The 20,091-nt window shown below is 40.7% G+C and carries 16 protein-coding genes; 4 read left to right on the top strand and 12 right to left on the bottom strand.

Going from position 1 to position 20,091, the window contains the following annotated elements:
- The first annotated feature begins 1 nt into the window (after position 1).
- The 3 genes from NBH14_RS07490 to NBH14_RS07480 all read left to right on the top strand — a co-directional run bounded on the left by NBH14_RS07490 (position 2) and on the right by NBH14_RS07480 (position 4,180).
- On the top strand, positions 2-1,822 hold the full coding sequence (locus NBH14_RS07490; RefSeq protein ID WP_186961428.1) for a RagB/SusD family nutrient uptake outer membrane protein: 1,821 nt from the start codon (positions 2-4) through the stop codon (positions 1,820-1,822).
- An 80-nt stretch (positions 1,823-1,902) separates the two neighbouring features.
- Positions 1,903-2,805, top strand: coding sequence for an alkaline phosphatase family protein (locus NBH14_RS07485; RefSeq protein ID WP_186961427.1), 903 nt, complete (start codon positions 1,903-1,905; stop codon positions 2,803-2,805).
- A gap of 34 nt (positions 2,806-2,839) precedes the next feature.
- On the top strand, positions 2,840-4,180 hold the full coding sequence (locus tag NBH14_RS07480) for a sulfatase family protein (RefSeq protein ID WP_186961426.1): 1,341 nt from the start codon (positions 2,840-2,842) through the stop codon (positions 4,178-4,180).
- Between the two features lie 3 nt (positions 4,181-4,183).
- On the opposite strand, the gene NBH14_RS07475 is transcribed toward NBH14_RS07480, so the two are convergent.
- The 4 genes from NBH14_RS07475 to NBH14_RS07460 form a co-directional block, all read right to left on the bottom strand.
- Complete coding sequence (locus tag NBH14_RS07475; protein ID WP_007652692.1) at positions 4,184-4,780, bottom strand: RNA polymerase sigma-70 factor; 597 nt, start codon at positions 4,778-4,780, stop codon at positions 4,184-4,186.
- Between the two features lie 119 nt (positions 4,781-4,899).
- A complete protein-coding gene (locus NBH14_RS07470; protein ID WP_186961425.1) occupies positions 4,900-5,811 on the bottom strand; it encodes a glycosyltransferase family protein in 912 nt (303 codons plus the stop codon).
- 133 nt (positions 5,812-5,944) lie between these two features.
- Positions 5,945-7,483 carry an alpha-N-arabinofuranosidase gene (locus NBH14_RS07465; protein ID WP_186961424.1) on the bottom strand — a complete coding sequence of 513 codons (1,539 nt, stop codon included), beginning with the start codon at positions 7,481-7,483 and terminating at the stop codon, positions 5,945-5,947.
- A 32-nt stretch (positions 7,484-7,515) separates the two neighbouring features.
- The gene (locus NBH14_RS07460) at positions 7,516-9,468 is read right to left on the bottom strand and encodes a hypothetical protein (protein WP_250817284.1); all 1,953 of its coding nucleotides are present in this window, start codon (positions 9,466-9,468) and stop codon (positions 7,516-7,518) included.
- A gap of 177 nt (positions 9,469-9,645) precedes the next feature.
- Here NBH14_RS07460 and NBH14_RS07455 point away from each other — a divergent pair, with 177 nt between their 5' ends.
- Positions 9,646-10,416, top strand: coding sequence for a hypothetical protein (locus tag NBH14_RS07455; RefSeq protein ID WP_186961423.1), 771 nt, complete (start codon positions 9,646-9,648; stop codon positions 10,414-10,416).
- 69 nt (positions 10,417-10,485) lie between these two features.
- Here the strand turns inward: NBH14_RS07455 and NBH14_RS07450 are convergent, their stop codons facing one another.
- From NBH14_RS07450 to NBH14_RS07415, 8 genes are all read right to left on the bottom strand, one after another.
- Complete coding sequence (locus NBH14_RS07450; protein WP_128134469.1) at positions 10,486-10,932, bottom strand: HU family DNA-binding protein; 447 nt, start codon at positions 10,930-10,932, stop codon at positions 10,486-10,488.
- Positions 10,933-11,079: 147 nt separating this feature from the next.
- The gene (locus NBH14_RS07445; protein ID WP_186961422.1) at positions 11,080-12,273 is read right to left on the bottom strand and encodes a DUF4934 domain-containing protein; all 1,194 of its coding nucleotides are present in this window, start codon (positions 12,271-12,273) and stop codon (positions 11,080-11,082) included.
- A 65-nt stretch (positions 12,274-12,338) separates the two neighbouring features.
- The gene (locus NBH14_RS07440; protein WP_222622147.1) at positions 12,339-13,763 is read right to left on the bottom strand and encodes a DUF4221 family protein; all 1,425 of its coding nucleotides are present in this window, start codon (positions 13,761-13,763) and stop codon (positions 12,339-12,341) included.
- A 198-nt stretch (positions 13,764-13,961) separates the two neighbouring features.
- Entirely contained in the window at positions 13,962-15,812 is a 1,851-nt protein-coding gene (locus NBH14_RS07435) for an O-antigen ligase family protein (protein ID WP_186961420.1), read from the bottom strand.
- Positions 15,809-17,731 (bottom strand): discoidin domain-containing protein, encoded by a 1,923-nt coding sequence (locus tag NBH14_RS07430; protein ID WP_186961419.1) that lies wholly within the window; start codon positions 17,729-17,731, stop codon positions 15,809-15,811. The genes NBH14_RS07435 and NBH14_RS07430 overlap by 4 nt, the downstream gene beginning before the upstream one ends.
- Positions 17,732-17,741: 10 nt before the next feature.
- Positions 17,742-17,906: a hypothetical protein gene (locus tag NBH14_RS07425; RefSeq protein ID WP_186961418.1), complete on the bottom strand. Its 165-nt coding sequence runs from the start codon at positions 17,904-17,906 to the stop codon at positions 17,742-17,744.
- 15 nt (positions 17,907-17,921) lie between these two features.
- Positions 17,922-18,941, bottom strand: coding sequence for a hypothetical protein (locus NBH14_RS07420; RefSeq protein ID WP_046146684.1), 1,020 nt, complete (start codon positions 18,939-18,941; stop codon positions 17,922-17,924).
- Positions 18,942-18,968: 27 nt separating this feature from the next.
- The gene (locus tag NBH14_RS07415) at positions 18,969-20,084 is read right to left on the bottom strand and encodes a 6-bladed beta-propeller (RefSeq protein ID WP_186961417.1); all 1,116 of its coding nucleotides are present in this window, start codon (positions 20,082-20,084) and stop codon (positions 18,969-18,971) included.
- Between the last annotated feature and the right edge of the window lie 7 nt (positions 20,085-20,091).

The raw sequence follows: 20,091 nt of genomic DNA, 5'->3' as shown, positions 1-20,091 counted from the left end.
TATGAATTTGAAAAAATATATCGTATTACCGGTTATTGCTTTAACCGGTTTGGGATTGACGGGATGTTCAAGTGACTTTTTGGATAAAATCCCTTTGGACCAGCAGACTGAAGCTACTGCATTTAAAACGAGTGATAACTTCAAAACGTATGCCTGGGGATTATATGAATATTTCGACGGATTTCCAACCGATGGGGGGTATACTCCGGCTAATATATCGAGTGAGTATGATACGGATAATATCATTTATGCTAATTCCGGAGGAGAGTCTGATTATGCATATCAGTTAAAGAAATTACCGGCAACTAGCGATTCCTGGAGTTTTACGTATATCCGTCGTGTTAATATAATGTTGCAGAATATTGATGGTTCTTCCATGAGTGATGTCGATAAAGACCACTGGAGAAGTGTCGGCTACTTTTTCAGAGCGTTACGTTATTTCGATATGATGGCTGCTTATGGCGATGTGCCTTGGATCGACAAAGTGCTGAGTGATACGGATACGGAGGATCTTTATTGTGAACGTACTCCGCGAGACGAAGTCGCTAAGCATATCCTGGAAGATCTGCAATGGGCGGAAGAACACATCAAAGAAGATGGTACAGGAACAAATACAATTAATGTTCATGTGGTCAGAGCTCTAATTTCACGTTTCGGATTATTTGAAGGTACCTGGCGTAAATATCATGGATTGAATGATAGCGAAACGTATTTAAGAGCTTGTGCTAATGCTTCAGAAAAGTTGATGAGTGCTTATCCTTCTATCATGCCTAATTATGATGACCTTTACAACTCCGAAGAATTGGTCGGAAAAGCAGGTGTGATCCTGGCAAAACAATATGAAACGGATATGGTAACACATAGTATTACACGTGTTATCCGTTCTTCAGCCTGGTATGTCGACCTGACAAAAGATGCAGTTGACAGCTATTTGTGTTCAGACGGACGTCCGGTTTCTACCAGTAAGGTATATGAAGGTGATAAAGATTTGAATGCTCAGTTCCGTCATCGTGACCGTCGTTTATATTGGACGGTAGTTCCTCCGTATAAAGTGAAATTGACTGGTGCTGCCGGAACATCATTCGGTTGGGAGCATACCGGAGTGGCCAGCGATCGTGAATATATTGACTTTATGGAAGAAATAGGTGGTTCGGCAACGGGTAAGAGCTTGCCGGTTTCTAACTTCGTCGGCTATCAGGTTTCTGGTTTTCCACACTTCCGTAACTATCCGAACGGACAGGGATTTCTGGTTACTCACTTAGGTTTCTATTTCTGGAAATATTATAACCGTCACGTCGATAATATGGCGTTGCGTTCCTCTACGGTCGATTATTTGCTTTTCGGTATAGAAGAAGTAATGTTGAATTATGCTGAAGCTAAATTTGAATTGGGTGAATTCTCTCAATCTGTAGCTGATGCCACTATTAATAAACTTCGTGTTCGTGCGGTTATTCCTGCTATGAATGTTTCGGAAATAGATGCATCCTTTGATTTAAACAGAGATTTGAGCGTAGATCCTGTTTTGTGGGAAATTCGTCGTGAACGTCGTATCGAATTGATGGGTGACGGTTTCCGTTTCCGTGATTTGAAACGCTGGAAGAAAGGAGAATATGTGAATAAACAACCATTAGGTGCATGGGTAAAAAGCAGTGACTATGGTAGTAAACTCAATATTCTTGGAGGTGCTGATGAAGGATATTCTATCCTGTTTGCCAAACCATCAGGTTGGTTGGAAAAATATTATCTGGAACCGATTCCAACACAGGAAATTGCCTTGAATCCTAAACTGAAACAGAACCCCGGTTGGGAAACCGCTGAATAATTAACATCAATTACTACTTTAAAGGTTGTTTCCGGACAATGTTGTCATAGGGACAACCTTTATACTTTAATACAAATATTATGAACACTAGAAAATATTTATATATCGTTGCTTTTATTTTTCTATTTGCCAATGTTTCATTTGCTGCTAAATGGAAAGCTAAACATGTCGTATTGATCGGTCTCGATGGTTGGGGCGCTTATAGTGTGGAAAAAGCTGAAATGCCCACCGTGAAGAAATTAATGACTGAAGGTTCCTATACCTTGAAAAAAAGAAGCGTGCTGCCTTCTTCCAGCGCTGTGAACTGGGCTTCTATGTTTATGGGTGCTGGTCCTGAGCTACACGGATATACGGAATGGGGGTCACGGACACCTGAACTGCCGTCGCGTGTATTGAGTAAAGACGGTATTTTTCCTACCGTGTTTGGTCTTTTACGTGAATCGGACGCCAAAGCGGAGATCGGTTGCGTTTGCGAATGGAAAGGTATTCGTTATGTGATAGATACACTGGCATTGAGTTATGACAAACATGTAGCGGAAGCATCGAAAGAACCGGATGCAACAGCTCGTTATGCAGTCGATTATATCAAATCGGCCAAACCGAATTTATGTGCGGTCATCTTTGATAATCCGGACCATGTAGGGCATGCCGACGGACACGATACTCCTGAATATTATAATATGTTGAAAGTTCTGGATGGCTATATCGCCCAGATAGTAGAAGCTGTTAAAGAAGCCGGAATGTTGGATGATACGATCTTTATTGTTACATCCGACCACGGAGGAATCAAAAAAGGACATGGTGGTAAGACTATGCAGGAAATGGAAACAGCTTTCATTATTTCCGGAAAAGGAATCAAGAAAGGCTATGAATTTACAGAAAGTATGATGCAGTTTGATACAGCCGCTACTATCGCTCATATTTTTAACCTGAAACAACCGCAGGTATGGATTGGTCGTCCGATGGTACAGGTTTTCAAATAACATGAGAAGCTAGCGTCTAAAAATAAAAGTACGAATGAATAATCATATAAAAATAAGTTTGGCTTTGCTGTCGGTACCTTTGTGCCAGGTAGCAGCCAAAGAAAATAAGAATGACCGTCCGAATATCGTTATTATCTATTGTGACGATATGGGGTATGGTGATATAGGGGTGACCGGACATCCGGATATAAAAACACCCAATCTGGACCGAATGGCTCTGGATGGTATGCGCTTCACGAATTATTACAGTGCATCGCCGGCTTCAACGGCAAGCCGTTATTCTTTGTTGACGGGACGTTATCCGGTTCGTGCCGGTTTCCGGTGGGTCTTGAGTCCGGATGCGGAGAGAGGTATTCATCCCCGGGAATTGACAATAGCCGAACTTCTGAAGGAACAAGGTTATGCTACGGCTATTTATGGTAAATGGCATTTAGGTAGTACGAAGAAAGAATATCTGCCTTTGCAGAATGGTTTTGATGAATATGTCGGCCTTCCGTATAGCAATGATATGATTCCCCCGAAATATCCGGATATTGCTTTGATGTGTGGGAATGATACGCTTAGAATGAATCCGGACCAGTCGGAACTGACGGCCCTTTACACGGAAAAAGCTATATCGTTCATTAAGAAACATAAGAAAGAAAACTTTTTTGTATATGTTCCTTATGCAATGCCCCATGTCCCGTTATATCCCGGAAAAGCTTTTATAGGCAAATCTAAGAGAGGTACTTACGGCGATGCTGTGGAAGAAATCGACTGGGGAGTGGGAGAAATTTTGTCTGCTCTTAAAAAAGAAGGAATAGACAAGAATACGATTGTTTGGTTTATGAGTGATAACGGTCCCTGGTTGCCCCGGAACGAGGAAGGCGGTTCGGCCGGTATCTTCCGTGACGGTAAAGGCAGTACCTGGGAAGGAGGGGTTCGCGTACCTTGTTTTGTTAGCTGGCCCGACCATTTGAATGGGCAGGTGAATGAAGAAGTTATTACTTCCATGGATGTTTTCGCTACATCCGTATGGATGGGAGGGGCAACAATTCCAACCGACCGCGTTATTGACGGAAAGAATATAGCTTCTTATCTCGGATACGAAAATGTGGCTCCGAAACCGGAAACTCCGTATTTCTATTTTGGTATCGACCATCAGCTGATGGCGGTACGTAAAGGACAATGGAAGCTGCATGTAAAAACATACAGCCAATTGGGACTGGATTATTTTAAAGGAGAATTACCGTTACTGTTTAACATTAATGCCGATCCTTCTGAGAAATATAATCTGGCAACCAAATATCCGGAGGTTGTGAAGGAATTGACTTCCCTGATAGAAGAAAAGCTGGAGGAAGTGAATACGACCGGTGATTTTTTCAGTAAAAACTGAGTATTATTTGTATAGGATAAAAGCTGCTAGCAACAGGCTTATAGAAATGTCTGCGTGCTTGCTGAAATAGACTTTTATGAATTTGAGCGCCTCAGAAATATGTTCCTGTACGGTGTTGACTGAAATACCTAATTCGGCAGCAATTTCTTTATGAGACATACTTTCGATACGGCTCATATTAAAAATCTTTTGACGTTGCGGGGGGAGTTGACTGATTGCATTCTGGAGAATCATCTGATATTCAGTATAGATGATTTTGGAGTCAATCGCTTCTTCCTCCGTAATTTTTTGTGCAGACAGTATTTGTTTCACTTTCTCATCAATATCGATATCCCGGAAATAATTGAGTATGCGGTTCCGGGCCATCGTATAAAGGAAAGAAGAAAAGGACAACTCCGGATTGATAAAGGAGCGCGATTCCCACAAGCGGATAAATATTTCCTGTACAATGTCGTTCGCTTCTTCTTTCGATTTGAGCAGATGGAGGCAAAAATAGTATAATTTATCTTTATAGCGCACATATAACTCACTGAAAGCCGCTTCATTGTCCCGAATGAGTAGTGTGGCTAATTCTGTGTCTGTCTTTTCTTTGAAGTTCATGTACACAAATTCCTAATTTGAGACAATATTACGTTTTTTTCTAGAATAAAAGAAATTCCCGGCAGAATAACTGAAAAATAGTAGTTCCACCGGGAATTTTATGTAATGTTTCTGTTTTATCAGAACAACTTTTCAGGATATTCACCGGCATCAACCAGTGCCTGGATCTTGTCGACTACTTCCTGGCGATCTTCCGGATATGTGACACCGAACCATTTACTGTTTGTATCCAAAACTTTTACAGTGGCAGTTTTGTCACTGATCAGTTTGTCAACCATCAGCGGGATGAAGAATTCGCTCTTCAGGTTTTCCATGTTTTTCGGATCACTCAGGAAAGTTTTGAAGAATTCATTGCTGTAAGCGAAATAATCAGGAGTAAAGCCCCAGAAATTCATGCTGACCGGAGTGGTGTCGGGAGTAGCTGTCCATTCGCCGTTGTCGTCGATATATTTTACTTCGCCATCCATACGCTGGATTTTGGTACGCTCAACGACTGATGTCAGCAGTTGGTTTTCGTCCGTACCGCAAATACCGCGTGAAACGGTTCCGCTTTCGCTCAATGTATTTCCTACACGGAAACCTACCATTGCATAGGTATTTTTTGAACCGTCAGGCAGTGCAGCCAGATACTTGCCCATTACCTGGAAAGAGTCGCGGCCGTAGAAGTCGTCACAGTTGATTACAGCGAACGGTTCGTTGATAACACCGTCACCCATCATTACGGCATGGTTTGTTCCCCACGGTTTTGTACGTTCCGGCGGGCAGGTAAATCCTTCGGGGAGGTTATCCAATGCCTGGAATACTAATTCACAAGGAATATGACCTTCATATTTTGAGATGATCTTATCACGAAAATCCTGTTCAAAATCTTTACGGATAACAAAGACAAGTCTTCCGAAACCAGCCTGAATAGCATCATAGATTGAATAATCCATAATTGTTTCTCCGTTAGGACCTAGTCCGTCCAACTGTTTTAATCCTCCATAGCGGCTGCCCATACCGGCTGCCAATAGAAATAATGTAGGTTTCATAATTCTTTTATTTTAATTAGATAGTGTATTTTTCATTTTGCTGACAAAGGTAGAAAACTATTTACGAACAGCAAGACAATATTCTCCTGATTTGAGATGCCGACCGAAATAAAATATCCTTACCCTGAAAAATTCACTTCACTTCCAGTACAACGATGGATTTGGCCGGAATATTGATTTTCAGCTGTCCTTTCTCCACTTTGGCGCCGGTGAAAGCCACCGGTTTTACTGCGTCCGGTTTTTCGAACGTATTATGGTCGTTGATGGAGGCGGAGGTCAGGATGCGGCCGCTTACGCCCGATATTTTCTGGCCTTGCAGGTCAAGCGTGATATTTTGCGTATTGTCGACGTCTACGTTTGCCAGCGTAATATGGATCAGACCGTTTTTATCTTTGGAAGCGGATGCGCTCAGCATCGGGACTTCGCGGTTGTCGCGTACCCGGGCTTTGTCACAGATTAGGTCCATCGGCAGGAATGTAGCATCCTGATGCACTTTGTACATTTCAAATACATGATAAGTTGGCGTCAGTAACATCTTCGGGCCGTTGGTCAGGATCATGGATTGGAGGACGTTGACGATCTGGGCGATGTTGGTCATTTTCAGACGGTCGGTGTATTTGTGGAATACGTTTAGGGACAAGGCGGCAACGAAAGCGTCGCGCATGGTATTTTGCTGGTAAAGATGGCCGTTGATGGTTCCGGGTTCTTCGTCCCACCAGGTACCCCATTCGTCAAGCATCAGGGCTACGTTCTTTTTAGGGTCGTACTTATCCATGATCGTGATATGTTTTTTTATCACATCTTCTATTTCCAGGCATTTCCCCATTGTCCAGTAATAATCGTCTTTGTTGAAATTTGTTGCCGAGCCTTTGCTGCCGTTCCAACCGGAAACGGTGTAGTAATGCAGGGAAAGCCCGTCCATGCGGCCGCCAACATTTTTCATCAGTACTTCCGTCCAGTTATAATCGTAGTCGCTGGCACCGCTGGCAATTTTGAATAAACGGTTTCCGTCGTAGTTGCGGCAGTAGGTAGAGTAGCGGCGGTATAGGTCGGCATAATATTCCGGGCGCATGCTGCCTCCGCACCCCCAGCTTTCGTTACCGACACCGATGAATTTTACGTTCCAGGCTTTGTCGCGGCCATTCTGACGGCGCAGGCGTGCCATCGGGCTGTCACCTTCCGAAGTCATATATTCAATCCATTTGGCCATTTCTTCCACCGTACCGCTTCCGACATTGGCACTGATATAAGGTTCGCATCCCAGCAGCTCGCAGAGATTGAGGAATTCATGGGTTCCGAAACTGTTATCTTCGATCGTTCCGCCCCAGTTGTTGTTGACCATTTTCGGACGGTTCTCTTTCGGGCCTATACCGTCCATCCAGTGATACTCGTCGGCAAAGCAGCCGCCCGGCCAGCGGAGGTTGGGAATTTGCAACTCTTTCAGGGCGTTGAGCACATCGTTGCGATACCCTTGTGTATTAGGTATGTCGGAGTCGGGACCCACCCAAAGACCGCCATAAATACAAGTACCGAGATGCTCGGCAAACTGCCCGTAGATGTGTTTGCTGATTTGTTGTGCTCCTTGCTGGGGATACACACGGATGCTTGCATCTTTTTGGGCAAACAGGGGGAGTGTCAGAAAAGCAAGGGCACTGATGAATAACTTTCTCATGATATTACTTTTAAATGTTCACATACAACTTTTTACTGTATTTGTGGTGCATCGATGGCATCCAGCTTCCTCAAAGTTTCCAGCCTGAAAGCGCCGGGCCAAGCCACCAGCCATGAATTGAGCCGGTCGAAATGAGGCGCGGCATCCCAGTTCCAGTGACTTTGCAGATAGGCTTCATTCTGGGAACCGACAGGGCGGACACGTCCGTTTATCACCAGTGTACCGTCGGATATCAGTTGGCAACCGTTATGCCAGATGGCAATCGCTTTTTCTTTCCACTGGCTGTCTCCCGTCAGTTTCGTCAGCTCAAACCATTCCGGCACCCAGAACAAAGCGTACGGGTCCAGGTGATGATGCTGCACGGAAACCGAAGTCGCACCGAAGGTCTTATAGTTGTATTGGGTGAAGTTGTCGTTTTCCGGATAAACGCCGTTATAATGCCACAACCAGGTAGATAGATAATAGGAGACGGCAACGGCATCATCGAGGTATTCTTTGTTGCTTGTCAGGTTATACAGCTTTAAAGCCGAGCGCAGGAGGGAAATGGATGACTCCTTGTCGATACACCAGGTATCCAAAGCCCCAGCCGTAGAATATCCTTTTGTTTTCAGTTCGCTCACATAATGATCGTAAGCCCGGGTTGCGGAAGATAAATAGGTGGAGTCTTTCGAACGGGTGAATGCTTCGAGCATGGGAGGAACCATGAAACAACCGATAGTCCCTTCCCGGTAGAAACATTCTCCGTTCGGATACCAGCCGCGGCCATATACTCCGTTGTCCTGCTGGTCGTTTCTGACGAAATCGCAGATACCGAAAGCCAGGCTTTCATAATCAGGTTTTTCCAGTCCGCAGGCTTTCACCAGTTCAGTCGCTTCGAAATAATTCAAGGCGGCCGTTCCCAGGTTGCAGGCATCTATGACGACATTGTCGATCTGACTTCTCTGGCCGGAGATACGGTCATAGTTCGTGATAAAAAGTCCGTTGGGCAGCCGGCAGAGTTTTGCCCATGCATCGAGGGTGGCTACCCCTTTATCCAGAGATTCTTTGTTATTATGTTTGATATAATCGAAAAGCAGTGAATTGGCAAAAGACGCATTTTGCCCGCACCAACCTATTTCGTATCCTTTCCGTTTACTCCATTCCCCGCTTTTATCCGGTGAGAAACCGATTGTAAATCCACTGAAAGCACCCTCTTCCGTCCAAAGATATTCTTTAGCATACCGGAGGCCCAGTTCCCATATTTTGGCGGGTGGATAAATAGCTGTCCCTTGTTTGTCGGCACGTTCCCAGGCTTCGTGCAAAAAGTTATGCATGGCATAATGATGGGGCTGCACGTCGCAGACGGAGAGATAAGCGGTCAATGTAACCGTTTCCCCTTTGGATAATTTTTCCTGTTTCTGATATCCCGGTTTGTAGCGGTCCCTGGCTGCATACATGACCGGCATTTCTTCTTCCGGCCAGATAAGCCGGTGGGTAGTGGTCTCCCTGTCCGGCATCAGGGAACAGGAGATACTCTCTTTTTCATTCTGGGGGACGTCGCTCCACATGGCAACGGCAAACCGTGTCCCTTCCGAGTAGGTTGCTCCGGGAATAGGTGTGCTGCGGTAGGAATAAGTTCGCCATTTCCCGTTTTGCTGTGCGCCTTTGGGTTCTTTTCCCCGTCCCCAGTTGTTTCCGTTGTAAGAGACGGAAGGTATCATCCAGTAGTCGGAGGCGGATTTGTGTACGAAATCCAGGTTAATCCTGGCTGTTTCCATGTCTTCCAATGCTGTGTATTGGCAGGTGATCTTAAACGTACAGGAATCGAGCATTTCAATCTGATCTGTACGGTCCATTCCTTTTGTTACGGAAGGGTTCAACTCTCCGACAACCGTTTTTCCGGACATGAGAACCATTCTGTCATCCTGGTTTTTCCAGTGATATTTATCAGACTGGCAGGACAAAAGGATGAAGCATAGAACGAAATAGAATAAGTGTAGTCTCATAAATATGTGATTTTGTCTAAAGTCTTCATTCTAACAAGGTTACTGCCAACAAATGTATGTAAATATCAGGACAAAGCCAAAGGAAATGATTCTTATTTTGATTGAAAGAGTGTAATTGGGTAAATTAATTTATCTTTGCCTTTGAAAACGAATGCTACTCATTGATTTTAATGGATTATGGAAGAAAACAAAACACTCTACTCACAGAATGCCATTGCTGTGGCAACCTTTTTCGGTGGTCCTTTTGCTGCCGGTATCCTGATACGGAAGAATTGTATTGCTTTGGGCAATGAAAGACAGGGATTCAATGCTCTGGTAATCGGTATTATTGCAACATTTCTGCTTTTTGGCGGAATTTTAATGATACCGGAGTCTGCTATGGAAAAAGTACCGAATGCTTTGATTCCGACAATTTATACAGCCATTATTTATGTGATTGTAGACAAATTGCAGGGGAAAGAGCTGAAAGCTCATAAAGCTGGGAATGGCCTGTTTTATTCAAACTGGCGGGCTACCGGGGTAGGGGCTGTTTGTTGTTTAATACTTGTTGCGGTCATCTTGGGAGGTCTTTGGCTGGGTACAAAAGACTGGGACAGTGACCGGTATAATGCAAAGATGGAACGGTTTGAACTAAATGAATCTCTGGCAATCAGGCTTTATGATATGATAGAAGAGAAACCGGTAAAGGAGGTTGTTGAATTTATAGAAGAAACCGGTATTCCCAAATGGAAAGAAAATATCGATTTGGTAAAAGAAACAAATGAAATCCCGGATATCCCTTCCGAGTATGTGAAATCCAACAAATTACTGATTGAGTATTGCCAACTTCGTGTCCGAATATACGAGATGATAGCCAAATCGCTTAACGAAGATACGGATGCTTATTCGGAGGAATTAGATAAACTGGGTATAGAGCTGGAAAAGGTTATGGAGCAATTAAAAGAATAAAGATAAGGGAGTGCCTCAAAACGTAGAAGCACTCCCTTTTTACATTACAGCAACTTGAAATTAGATCGTCTATTCAATTTCCGGTCTGTCGCCGCCGCCGTTGCCACCGCCGTCATTTTTGGTAACAATCTCTTCCTTTTTCTCGAAATTGGCATCCTTACGAGCTTTACGCAAGGTCGCTCCCGGACTGAAAATGATTCGTGGAATTTTTATCATATTGGTTTGAAATTCCTCTTTTTCAGCAGCTCCGGTAGAACCAACTCCGTAACGGAAGTTTCCGAATTCACCGAACTGTACCCGTCGTCCGGCTGCCAAATGTTTTTTGATCAGGTAGTTCATACGGTCCATAACCCCTTTTACCTGGTTGGAAGGAATACCGGCTTCACTGATCTCACCCAATAGTTCTTCAAATCCTACCAAATCCGAATAAACCGGTTGTGCATATAACTTTTTCGGGGTTTCTTCTTTGTCTTTCCCCATGTTGTTACGTTCGACTAAACGATACTTTACTGACATAATTTTAATTTTTTAAGTGTTAATAGAAATTACTTTATCTGTTTTCGAAAACATTACAAAAGTAACTTCCAGCCGAAACACAAAAACGGTTTAGATGGAGATAAATGGGTTTAAAAGGGAATAGGAGGGAATGGAAGGGTATAGAAGTTATTTTTTATATTTTACCAGCATAATTACGGGATTTGAATCTTCTTCCAACTCCGCAGCAATTTCTTTCAACTTCCCTTTTAATTGCCCTTTTTCGTAAGCCTCAATAAGTTCGTGAGGTTCTAATTTTTGACAAAAGGCGATTTCACTATTTGTAGTTTCCTGCATAGTTAAGTTCACGGGGACTTTTTCGGAAAAATCATCATTGAATACAGTATATTCGAATAATGTATTATCTATTCTGTCATACATTAAATGTGTCTTTGGGAATTTCTCATTTCTTAAAATGTCGGCATCCATCGTTACTGTTTCCATAAAATAGTAGCGATCGGTAAATATACATGGTAAAAGGAATACGGCTGGTTTCATCGATTGTATAGATGGTGTTCTGGCTATGAAAGGAGTCAGACTGTAATCCGGTGAGAGTTTGAATATCGTATCGGACGAGGGTTCCGTTAGCAACCAACTATCATCGTAAGGAACGATAGGATAAAGACGAGGGGCACCCCCTGCATTTTCTGCGCGGTTGGTTATTCCCCATTCTACTTTCTTCTTAAAATAGATTCGAAAATCTTTGGCAATGTTCCCGTCTTGTTTGGAAAGGATAACAAAACGTTGGTAATCCGTTTTATTTTGTATCTGGATGGAAGGTGATTCTCTGGCAATCAAATAATCCTGGTTGTAATTCGTAGCATTAATCCATTTGTTATCGCCTCTGGGGATACTTTTTAAAAAATTTCCCTGAAAATCATATACCAGAACGTTTCTTATTATTTCATCAATATATATTTCACCGCTGTTATCATCTATGAAAGCACTTAGGTTGAATATATATTCCTCAGAACCTTGCCCTTTCCGGTTAAACTTTCTCAAACCTTTGCCATTTCGGTCGAAGATAAAGATATCGCCATCGTTGATGACATTTTTTACTAATATGATTTCTTTACCTATGGCTTGTACGATGCCTTGACAAAGAAATTCGTCCGTGGATTCTAATGTAATATATTCCACATCCATAATATCCTGAAGAATTAACTCTTTTAGAGGATATTTTTTACTAACGTCAATCGTAATAAAAGTATCCGGTATAGTAATAGCATCAGAGTCTTCCTTTTGACAGTCAGATTTTTTGTTATTACCGCATCCAGCCATTATTGTCAGGAGTATAACTAAGATTGTATAAATGCTTTTCATATTATTTTAATTTCATTAAACATATAACCGGATTGTTTTCTTCACTTATATTTTCACTGATAGATTTATGATTCCTTTTTGTGAGTTTCAAAATATCTATCAACAAGGAATGGAACATGGAAAAAGAATGTAATATTAGGATAGATATATTTTACTAAATGAGCTATCCGGAGAGCTTCTTTACGAAAGTTTTCATTATCAGTTGTTGTTCCAGTTTCTGATATTCTATGACTTATAACGTTTCCTGTACTATCGCTTTCAAGGATGATAAGTACATATCCCTCTATATTTTGTTTTAATTCTTCTTGGGGGTAAATCATGTTCTCTCTGACAAAAGAACTTATTTTGTCAGTAGTCATTATTGAATCTTTTTTGGAATGCTTTGATGAAGGAAGTCTTGTTTTCTTTATTTTTTCTTCCTTTATGATTTGTTCTGATTTTTGTGTAGTATCTAATTGAGTGTAATTTTTAGTTATTTTGTTGATATTGTTTGTTGTTAAATTGATATAGCTAAAAGAATCTTCCTGTAAACCTATCATGGTGAAAAAGATTAATCCATTAGCTGATATATTATATATTGGATAAGTATTTTCAGGTAATTTTATTTCGTCTGTTTTTTCGAAATTTGAATTTATGATTGTTAGAAATGTCTCTTTGTCATTAAACGCCGACGGATTGTTGTTTTTATTAGTATGTATACGATAATAGCAATCTCTATATGGGTCATATTGTATATTGTGAAAGAATAAAGAATGTAAATAGTGATCAAATAATTTTTTTGTATTTACATTTTTGTCTAAGTCTTCAGATAAATTATCCGTGAAATTACTTTTTATGTCATATTCATAGGTTTCTTTATTTCTACGATTATAAATGTATATTTTTGATGAATTTCCAAAATTGTATATAATGCTGTCTCCTTTGCTAAGTATTTGTGCCGTGGATAATTTTCCATAATACTTGTCTGTGACGGTGGGAGGGAAGTATATAGGAAGTAAGTTTACAATTTCTTTTTTTATATCTATTGTCGCCATACAATTTTTACCTTTTAAATTTGAAGGTGGTACTGTATTGATTGGTATTATTAACTCATCGTGTTTATTGTCAAAGATGAGATTTTCAAAATTAGATAATGTGATGTTTGTTGGGAAAATAGAATATTCGTTGTTGTCAATGAGGTTGTTTAGTTTTTCCCTGGATATTTTTTTGATAATCTTACCTTGATGATTTATTATTGTATAGCTGGTTTCATTTTGAATGAAAATAGAATCACCATAAATACAAAAAGCATCCATATTGGTTATGCCATTTGCTCCTTCGTGTTCTATTTTTATCTGGTTAGATAGTTTTTGAGTAGATAGATTAAATATATCAATACTGTGTTGTATTTTATTGAAGCAATATAATTTATCTTCGCAAATTCTATTTCTTAGCGAGGTGTATGTTTGAAGACAACTGTCGCCTATTGAAATGTTGATTGTGTCAATCATCAGATTCTGATTTAAAGATATTTTCTGATGATTTTCGCATGAATAGAGAAAAATTGTACCAAGCAGTAGTTTTGTCCAATTACAGAAAATGTGATATGATGTTTTTGGTATTCGTATCATATGGCAAGAGAATTAATCTGTTTGTATGTAAAGATATGAAAATCTTCTTATCTATTGAAAAATTGCTCTGAATGAAATTTATTTTCTGTTTTGAATTAATATCTTGACCTCTTCCCGCATTTCCCGGATAGCCGTGCTCTTTACTTTTGGCTCTTTTTTCAGTACGGCGTCAGCCGCTTTGATAAACTTATCTTCCTGAAAGAAAGTAGGTTCCGAGTAAAGTTTGGTAAGCAGGTAATACGGATAGATCCGTTCTGGTAACATGTCGATCGCGTGCAGCAATAAATTTTCCGCTTTTTGATAGTTTCCCATCGACTGCTCATTTTTTGCCGCTATATAATGTATCATTGGATCACCGCTCAACTTCATGGCCCGTTCTAACAACCGGTTCGCTTCTTCAAATCGTTCCGATTTGCTCAGGCACTGTGCTGCCTCGAACAGCAACTCCGGTTTATGTCCCATCAACGGCACCAGTTTCTCATATCCTTCACCTGCCGCCTCGTAAGCCTTACTATTATACAACATCTTCAACGTATTCCATTTTTTATATCCTTCATAATACCCTTTCTGCTGCCAGAAAATCCACCCGCAACATATAACCAGTATCCCTATCATAGTGACAGAAAGTATCTTCCTCCCCTCTCGAGAGGGGGTAGGGGGTGTGTTAGCGTCAACCGAAATATCAGCGTCAACCGGAGTATTGCTATTAGCCACCCCCATCAACACCACCAACACTACCCAGAACTCCGGCAACTGCAACGGATACGATGCCAGGCTGAACACCATCAGCGCCAATATTCCTCCGGCTGCTCCCGCCTGTCTGTTTTTCACCCCCCGGAACAAAGAATAGCTTAACAACAATACAAAAACCATTAAACCCACCAGCCCTTGTTCCAAACCTATTTGTAAGAATTCATTAAATCCGTATTCCGGGCATCCGGCAACCATCATCTCTGTCTCCGAAGCCTTTCCCGAAGTGAAATACTCCGCTTGTGCTTCTGCATAAGCAGCCGGAAAACCACCTGTCCCGGTTCCTGTCCAGGGCTGTTCCCTGATAGCTTGCCCCGTCACTTTCCATAAAAGTAGCCGGCCATTGGCAGAATCTTTCTTTAGCAGATAAATACCCGCCAATGCACCGGCTATGGAGATCAGGATCAAAATAGAAGATACGATAGTTAAGGTCCGGTTTCCATCCATGTATTTTTTAGTCTTTTCCCATCCGATCCGTTGCACCCAGTACACCCATCCGCATGAGACGGCAGCCGCTATCCATGCCGTCCGGCTCATTCCGGCAGGAAGCACGACAATGATCGCCAGCAAACCGATCCATCCCAAATACCGTAGAGACGCGTGGCTGTGCGCTCTCTTCTCCTTCCCCCATTCTAAAATCATCCACAGGCAAACCGGCAAAACGATTGCGAGATACCCCGAATAAGGTCCCGGATTATAAAAATCACCGGTCAGTCTGAATAGGGAATGGTTAGATCCTTCGAATCCATGTAACTGCCGCATTCCCGACACAGCTTCAATCCCTCCGGTCGCAACAACCACCGCCAGAAAAAATAACTGTAACTGCGGCCATCCGGTCAATATGAACCGCAGCAGAAACCACAATACGACTAATTGCCCGCCAAACAACATTTTCTCCGGTTCGGGATCCAGTAGCCGGTTATAAGTAAGTGCAACGATAACCGCCAAAACCAGCACCAATCCGTCTGCAACCGAAAAGACAAAGGGTTTTGCCGGTTTCGTCAGAACAGCCGCCACCAGACTGCATGCTGCCAGCAACAACATCGCTAGATGAAACCAAAGAACTTTCCCTGTGACCAGCCCGTTAGCCAGCCCTGTGTCTGTAGCAAAAACGGTACACAGCAGAAAAACTCCGCTGATGGCTAGCAGTGAGTAACTTATATATTGTCTGTATTTCATAAATCAACCGTAAAATACTGTTTCCCCTCTTTATAAATAAACACCTGTTCCTCCCGTCCTTTGGTCCGGTCGCGCAGCCATAACAACGCATTGTCCGGAACACGGTATTCCAGTTCCCAGCCGGTAGCCGTTTGAACCCCGAGCGATTTCCACCCGTTTACTCCGTCCTGATAGAATAGCTCGTATTCATCTCCCGGCCAGACATAATTGTCGTCGTTGCGTGGTGAGAAAACGACTTTTCCAATCGTTGTTGTTTTTCCCAGATCATATGTGATAAAACAAGAAGTATCTCTTGCCTGAAAATAGCTGAGTATATCTCCGTCTGTTATGTGATCCAATGCCCGTACAGGTTCTATATCGTTCATTCGTTTTAATGGAATCTGTTCTTTGCATAAGGAATCCTTGAAAACAGAAAGCTCACTGAGTTCCATTCGTTTTCCTGATGGAGCGATATATTTTATGTATCTGTATTTCTTGTTAATATCCGGTGGAGTCAGTTCGTAATAATTGTAATCCAATGTATCATTGAACTGATATACCAGATCCGATCGGGTAAAAGAAAGATCTGTGCTCACTTCTATTTTCGATCCGATAATGGCCCGATAAAGAAATTCGGCAATAGTTGGCATAAGCGACATTTTTCTTTTCAGTACAACTTTTTTCATGGAAGTCGTATCCGGCTTTAGCAAATGAACTGTTTCATTCTTATAAATAAACGGAAAACCTGCCGCCCGGTGGTTTTGCCCGTCCGAGATCAAAGGCTGGTAAATAACATCAGGTTCCAGATTCCGGAAAGTCACATTCCCCTTGTTGTTGTGTGCGATATCGACCGGAATCCATCCGCCCGGACTGAAAACGCCCAGATAGATATAATCTTCATATGCGGACTGCACGGAGACGGAGACTTTATTCTCACCGAAATAATTGGCAGTCACATCTGTGATAAAACGATCCCTGAATAAAGCCGGTACTTTATTATCTTTTGTAATTCCGGAAAACAGTTCATCCTGTACTCCGAAGCAGTAGCGGTAGACTTTCCCCTTTTTTCTACCGTCGGTACCCGGATTTATGCGGGATGCTTCAAACTCATTGAAACCGAACTGGATGAACTTTCCGGTCGTATCGCGTAGCACTGTCCAGAAGTGAGGATGTTGGTATTCAGGAGAATAAACAAAATATTCACTGGCGACAGGAATACCGCAGGCACGCATGGCATAAAGTGTGACATCGCAAGCCTCCCTACAGAAACCGACACGATGATAGAACAGGAAGTCCGCACTTTGATGAGGTATGCTAAAATCCGTATCCCAACGGTAATAAACTCTTTTCAGATCTTTATCGACGGCTTTGCTGGCTTCAATCACATCATTCCCCTGATAAGCCGAGTCGAGTATGGCCGTATAATAATCATGGTACAGCTTCCGCCAGGATGACAACGGCTCGTCTCCGATCCGGTAAGGAAGGATCAGTTCGCAAAAATCATCGAATCCCAGATTCCGGTTCCACGGATACCTTTTCCATACATCGAAGGCCAGGTCGATATTCTCGATCAGGTAACCGGCCGTGATCACTTTGGCGTCATATACTTTCGGCAGTGAATAGAAAGAAACCCGTTGCCATTTTGTTATCACCTCTTTAGGAACGGCTTCTCCTTTTTCTTTTTGTATCAATACCGGTTTGATAGAATCCAGTTGCCATCCTTCATATCCGTACCATCGGGGCATATTACGGATCAGGAAACGGGCGGCTTCCAGTTTTTCCGGATTATTCTCATAATGGCTTAATACCTTTTCCAGTTCGCCCCGGTTATTTCCGGCAAACAAGAGTGCTTGCTCCAGACGTTTACTATCCGATGAAGCGCAAGCCATAAGAAAAACGGCTAATAGTATGTTTATTCCTGTTATAAATACTTTTTTCATTGTTTTAGATTTAATGAATGACTTTTAAAAAACGATTCCACCGGAATTTCTCTGTATACGGATCAACTGATTTCCAGATAATCGGAAATTTCTCAGTTGCAGCTATCTCTTTTTGCGAATCCATGTCGCCGAGAGGCGTTTGTACGCTTTCCACATGAAAGAATTCGTTTCGCATAGTACTATTTGTATTTTATTTCAAGTCATATTTAATAATATCCTGGCCATTATCATTGGATGCAATAGCCAGAACGAATTTGTCTTCTTTGTCTACAGCTATTGTTTGCAGGATGCGATCAGTTTGCCATGTAGCTATATGTTTTCCATTCCATTGGAAAACTACTATTTTTGAGGGAGTGGTGAAATCAGACGAACCATCATATAAACAGTATACATATTGTGGTGTTCCGCATATATAAGTGAAACATTTGGTTGTATTTCTAATATCTATGCCAATTTGATTGGGAGAAATAACAGGTACGATAGGTGTGTTTCCAAATTTGACAGTTGTCTTTAATGTTCCATTCAATTCGTAGAAAGATACAAAGTTTGTAAATCTGCAAGCAGAAACGACAGCATTTTGACTTTCGTTCAAGCAAATCGTATTAATATATGATAAAACATCCTTAGGCATCACTTTCTCAACAGAGGGAGATGGATCTACCCAATAAAATCCGGAGTCAGGATTGAAAAAAAAGAATGGACTTTTACTGTCTCTATTTACAGGAATAGCGTATACCTCTTTGGTTGTGATGTTAAAATCACGACCTGATACATTTCTAAGATTTAATAGTTTAGATGTGTTTATTTTTATATCACTATTTTGATTGTTTAGGGTTATGTCTTTATAATACTGATTTTCATCGACCAAAAAGGTAATATCTTTATCATTAGAATTAGTCTGTATTTCTTTTGTAAACAAAGGCTTCCAGAGTTTATCTTTTCCCGAACTTCTGCATGAGCTATTATGAAGGGTAAATAGATTATCTTGTTTATATACTCTAAGTATTGTATCAGATTTTTGATCAAGAAATAAATAGAAATTGTCTGTTATTTTTAAATCATAAAAATAGCAGTGATCATCTTTTGAGAGTAGAATTTCACCAGCCAGTTGTTTGTCTACTTTTGTAGATATGTTATAATTTTTGATCTTTGTTCCTTTATGGCATGAAAAAGCCATAAATAGAAGTGGAAATAATAATATATATTTCATATGCAATTTTTATTTAATTGTATAATTCTAATTGAACTTTAATAGACAAATGACTGGATTATCATCTTCTTTTATATCTTTGATAATAGGTTGTAATTCCGGTAGAGAACTTTTATATGTTTTTAGTGTACAAGCTAACATGGAGAATAAGAAATAATTATTATATGTGTCTTTGACTTGGCTAAGTCCATATAAATTAGTGTGTTTTGCGAAATCAGATCCTTTTAGTTTAATAGATTCCCCATTTTTCTTATTGTAAAAACCGATATATGCATTTAGACCTTGTGCATAATATACGACACAAATATAGTCATCTGTTTCTTTTACTGTTTGTGTAGATATATATTCTGTTTTGGATATTGTTCCATAATAATTTTTTTCAGCCTCCCTTTTTAACCATTCCATTGATGCGAATTTTTGTTTGCCAAAATCTAATTCATAAACTGGTGTTATTTTTTGAGAAGTGACTTTATATATTGTTGGAATGAAAGGTAAATTAAGATAGCAGTTTTGGTTAAATGTATAAAAGAATGATCCGGCAACCATTAAGTACTCAGGTTTAAAATCCGTAGGATATAATAAATTGACAGTGTTTAAATTAGAATCTGTTATTTTCACATAATGTGGATCCCTTTTACCTGAATCATAACCATTTTCTATTGCCCAAGCTATATTTCCATCTGGCAACCAGCTGCAATTAGAAAAATAGAATGCCTTTTGACTCTTTATGTATTGATAATTATTTAAATCGTAATATAAGAGTTTACTTTGACCTACATCTGCAATTGTGATAGTTTGTTTTTCTTTGTCAATATTGAAGTTTGAAGGTGTTAGATATTCTCCAGGTCCATTACCTAAATTACCAATTTGGGTAATGAATTTACCGGAAATATCAAAAACAAGTAACTTACTTCTTTTGTTGTCAATAATATATATTTTGTTATCAACAATTTGGATTTCTTTGATATCATTAAACAAACAACTGTCATTTGTTTCCAATGGAATGAACTTGCATGTGAGAGTATTGAAAAAGTCCGGATTAGCTTCTTCATTAAAAATAATTTTTTTAGTATCAGTTACTTGTTCCTGTTTAGAACATGAGTATAATAAGAATATTGATAATGAGAGTATAAAGTATTTCATTTGCCAG

This window comes from Parabacteroides caecihominis, from assembly GCF_023656785.1.
In the GTDB taxonomy this organism is placed as follows: domain Bacteria; phylum Bacteroidota; class Bacteroidia; order Bacteroidales; family Tannerellaceae; genus Parabacteroides; species Parabacteroides segnis.
The sequence above is the reverse complement of the archived record's forward strand: the minus strand, read 5'-3'. Positions and strand labels throughout refer to the sequence as shown.

Coding starts and splice junctions, on each gene's coding strand:
- NBH14_RS07430 (WP_186961419.1), bottom strand. CDS start 17,731: ATGAAAAAAGTATTTATAACAGGAATAAACATACTATTAGCCGTTTTT.
- NBH14_RS07415 (WP_186961417.1), bottom strand. CDS start 20,084: ATGAAATACTTTATACTCTCATTATCAATATTCTTATTATACTCATGT.
- NBH14_RS07490 (WP_186961428.1), top strand. CDS start 2: ATGAATTTGAAAAAATATATCGTATTACCGGTTATTGCTTTAACCGGT.
- NBH14_RS07435 (WP_186961420.1), bottom strand. CDS start 15,812: ATGAAATACAGACAATATATAAGTTACTCACTGCTAGCCATCAGCGGA.
- NBH14_RS07475 (WP_007652692.1), bottom strand. CDS start 4,780: ATGAACTTCAAAGAAAAGACAGACACAGAATTAGCCACACTACTCATT.
- NBH14_RS07485 (WP_186961427.1), top strand. CDS start 1,903: ATGAACACTAGAAAATATTTATATATCGTTGCTTTTATTTTTCTATTT.
- NBH14_RS07460 (WP_250817284.1), bottom strand. CDS start 9,468: ATGAGACTACACTTATTCTATTTCGTTCTATGCTTCATCCTTTTGTCC.
- NBH14_RS07420 (WP_046146684.1), bottom strand. CDS start 18,941: ATGAAATATATATTATTATTTCCACTTCTATTTATGGCTTTTTCATGC.
- NBH14_RS07465 (WP_186961424.1), bottom strand. CDS start 7,483: ATGAGAAAGTTATTCATCAGTGCCCTTGCTTTTCTGACACTCCCCCTG.
- NBH14_RS07480 (WP_186961426.1), top strand. CDS start 2,840: ATGAATAATCATATAAAAATAAGTTTGGCTTTGCTGTCGGTACCTTTG.
- NBH14_RS07470 (WP_186961425.1), bottom strand. CDS start 5,811: ATGAAACCTACATTATTTCTATTGGCAGCCGGTATGGGCAGCCGCTAT.
- NBH14_RS07425 (WP_186961418.1), bottom strand. CDS start 17,906: ATGCGAAACGAATTCTTTCATGTGGAAAGCGTACAAACGCCTCTCGGC.
- NBH14_RS07450 (WP_128134469.1), bottom strand. CDS start 10,932: ATGTCAGTAAAGTATCGTTTAGTCGAACGTAACAACATGGGGAAAGAC.
- NBH14_RS07440 (WP_222622147.1), bottom strand. CDS start 13,763: ATGATTGACACAATCAACATTTCAATAGGCGACAGTTGTCTTCAAACA.
- NBH14_RS07445 (WP_186961422.1), bottom strand. CDS start 12,273: ATGAAAAGCATTTATACAATCTTAGTTATACTCCTGACAATAATGGCT.
- NBH14_RS07455 (WP_186961423.1), top strand. CDS start 9,646: ATGGAAGAAAACAAAACACTCTACTCACAGAATGCCATTGCTGTGGCA.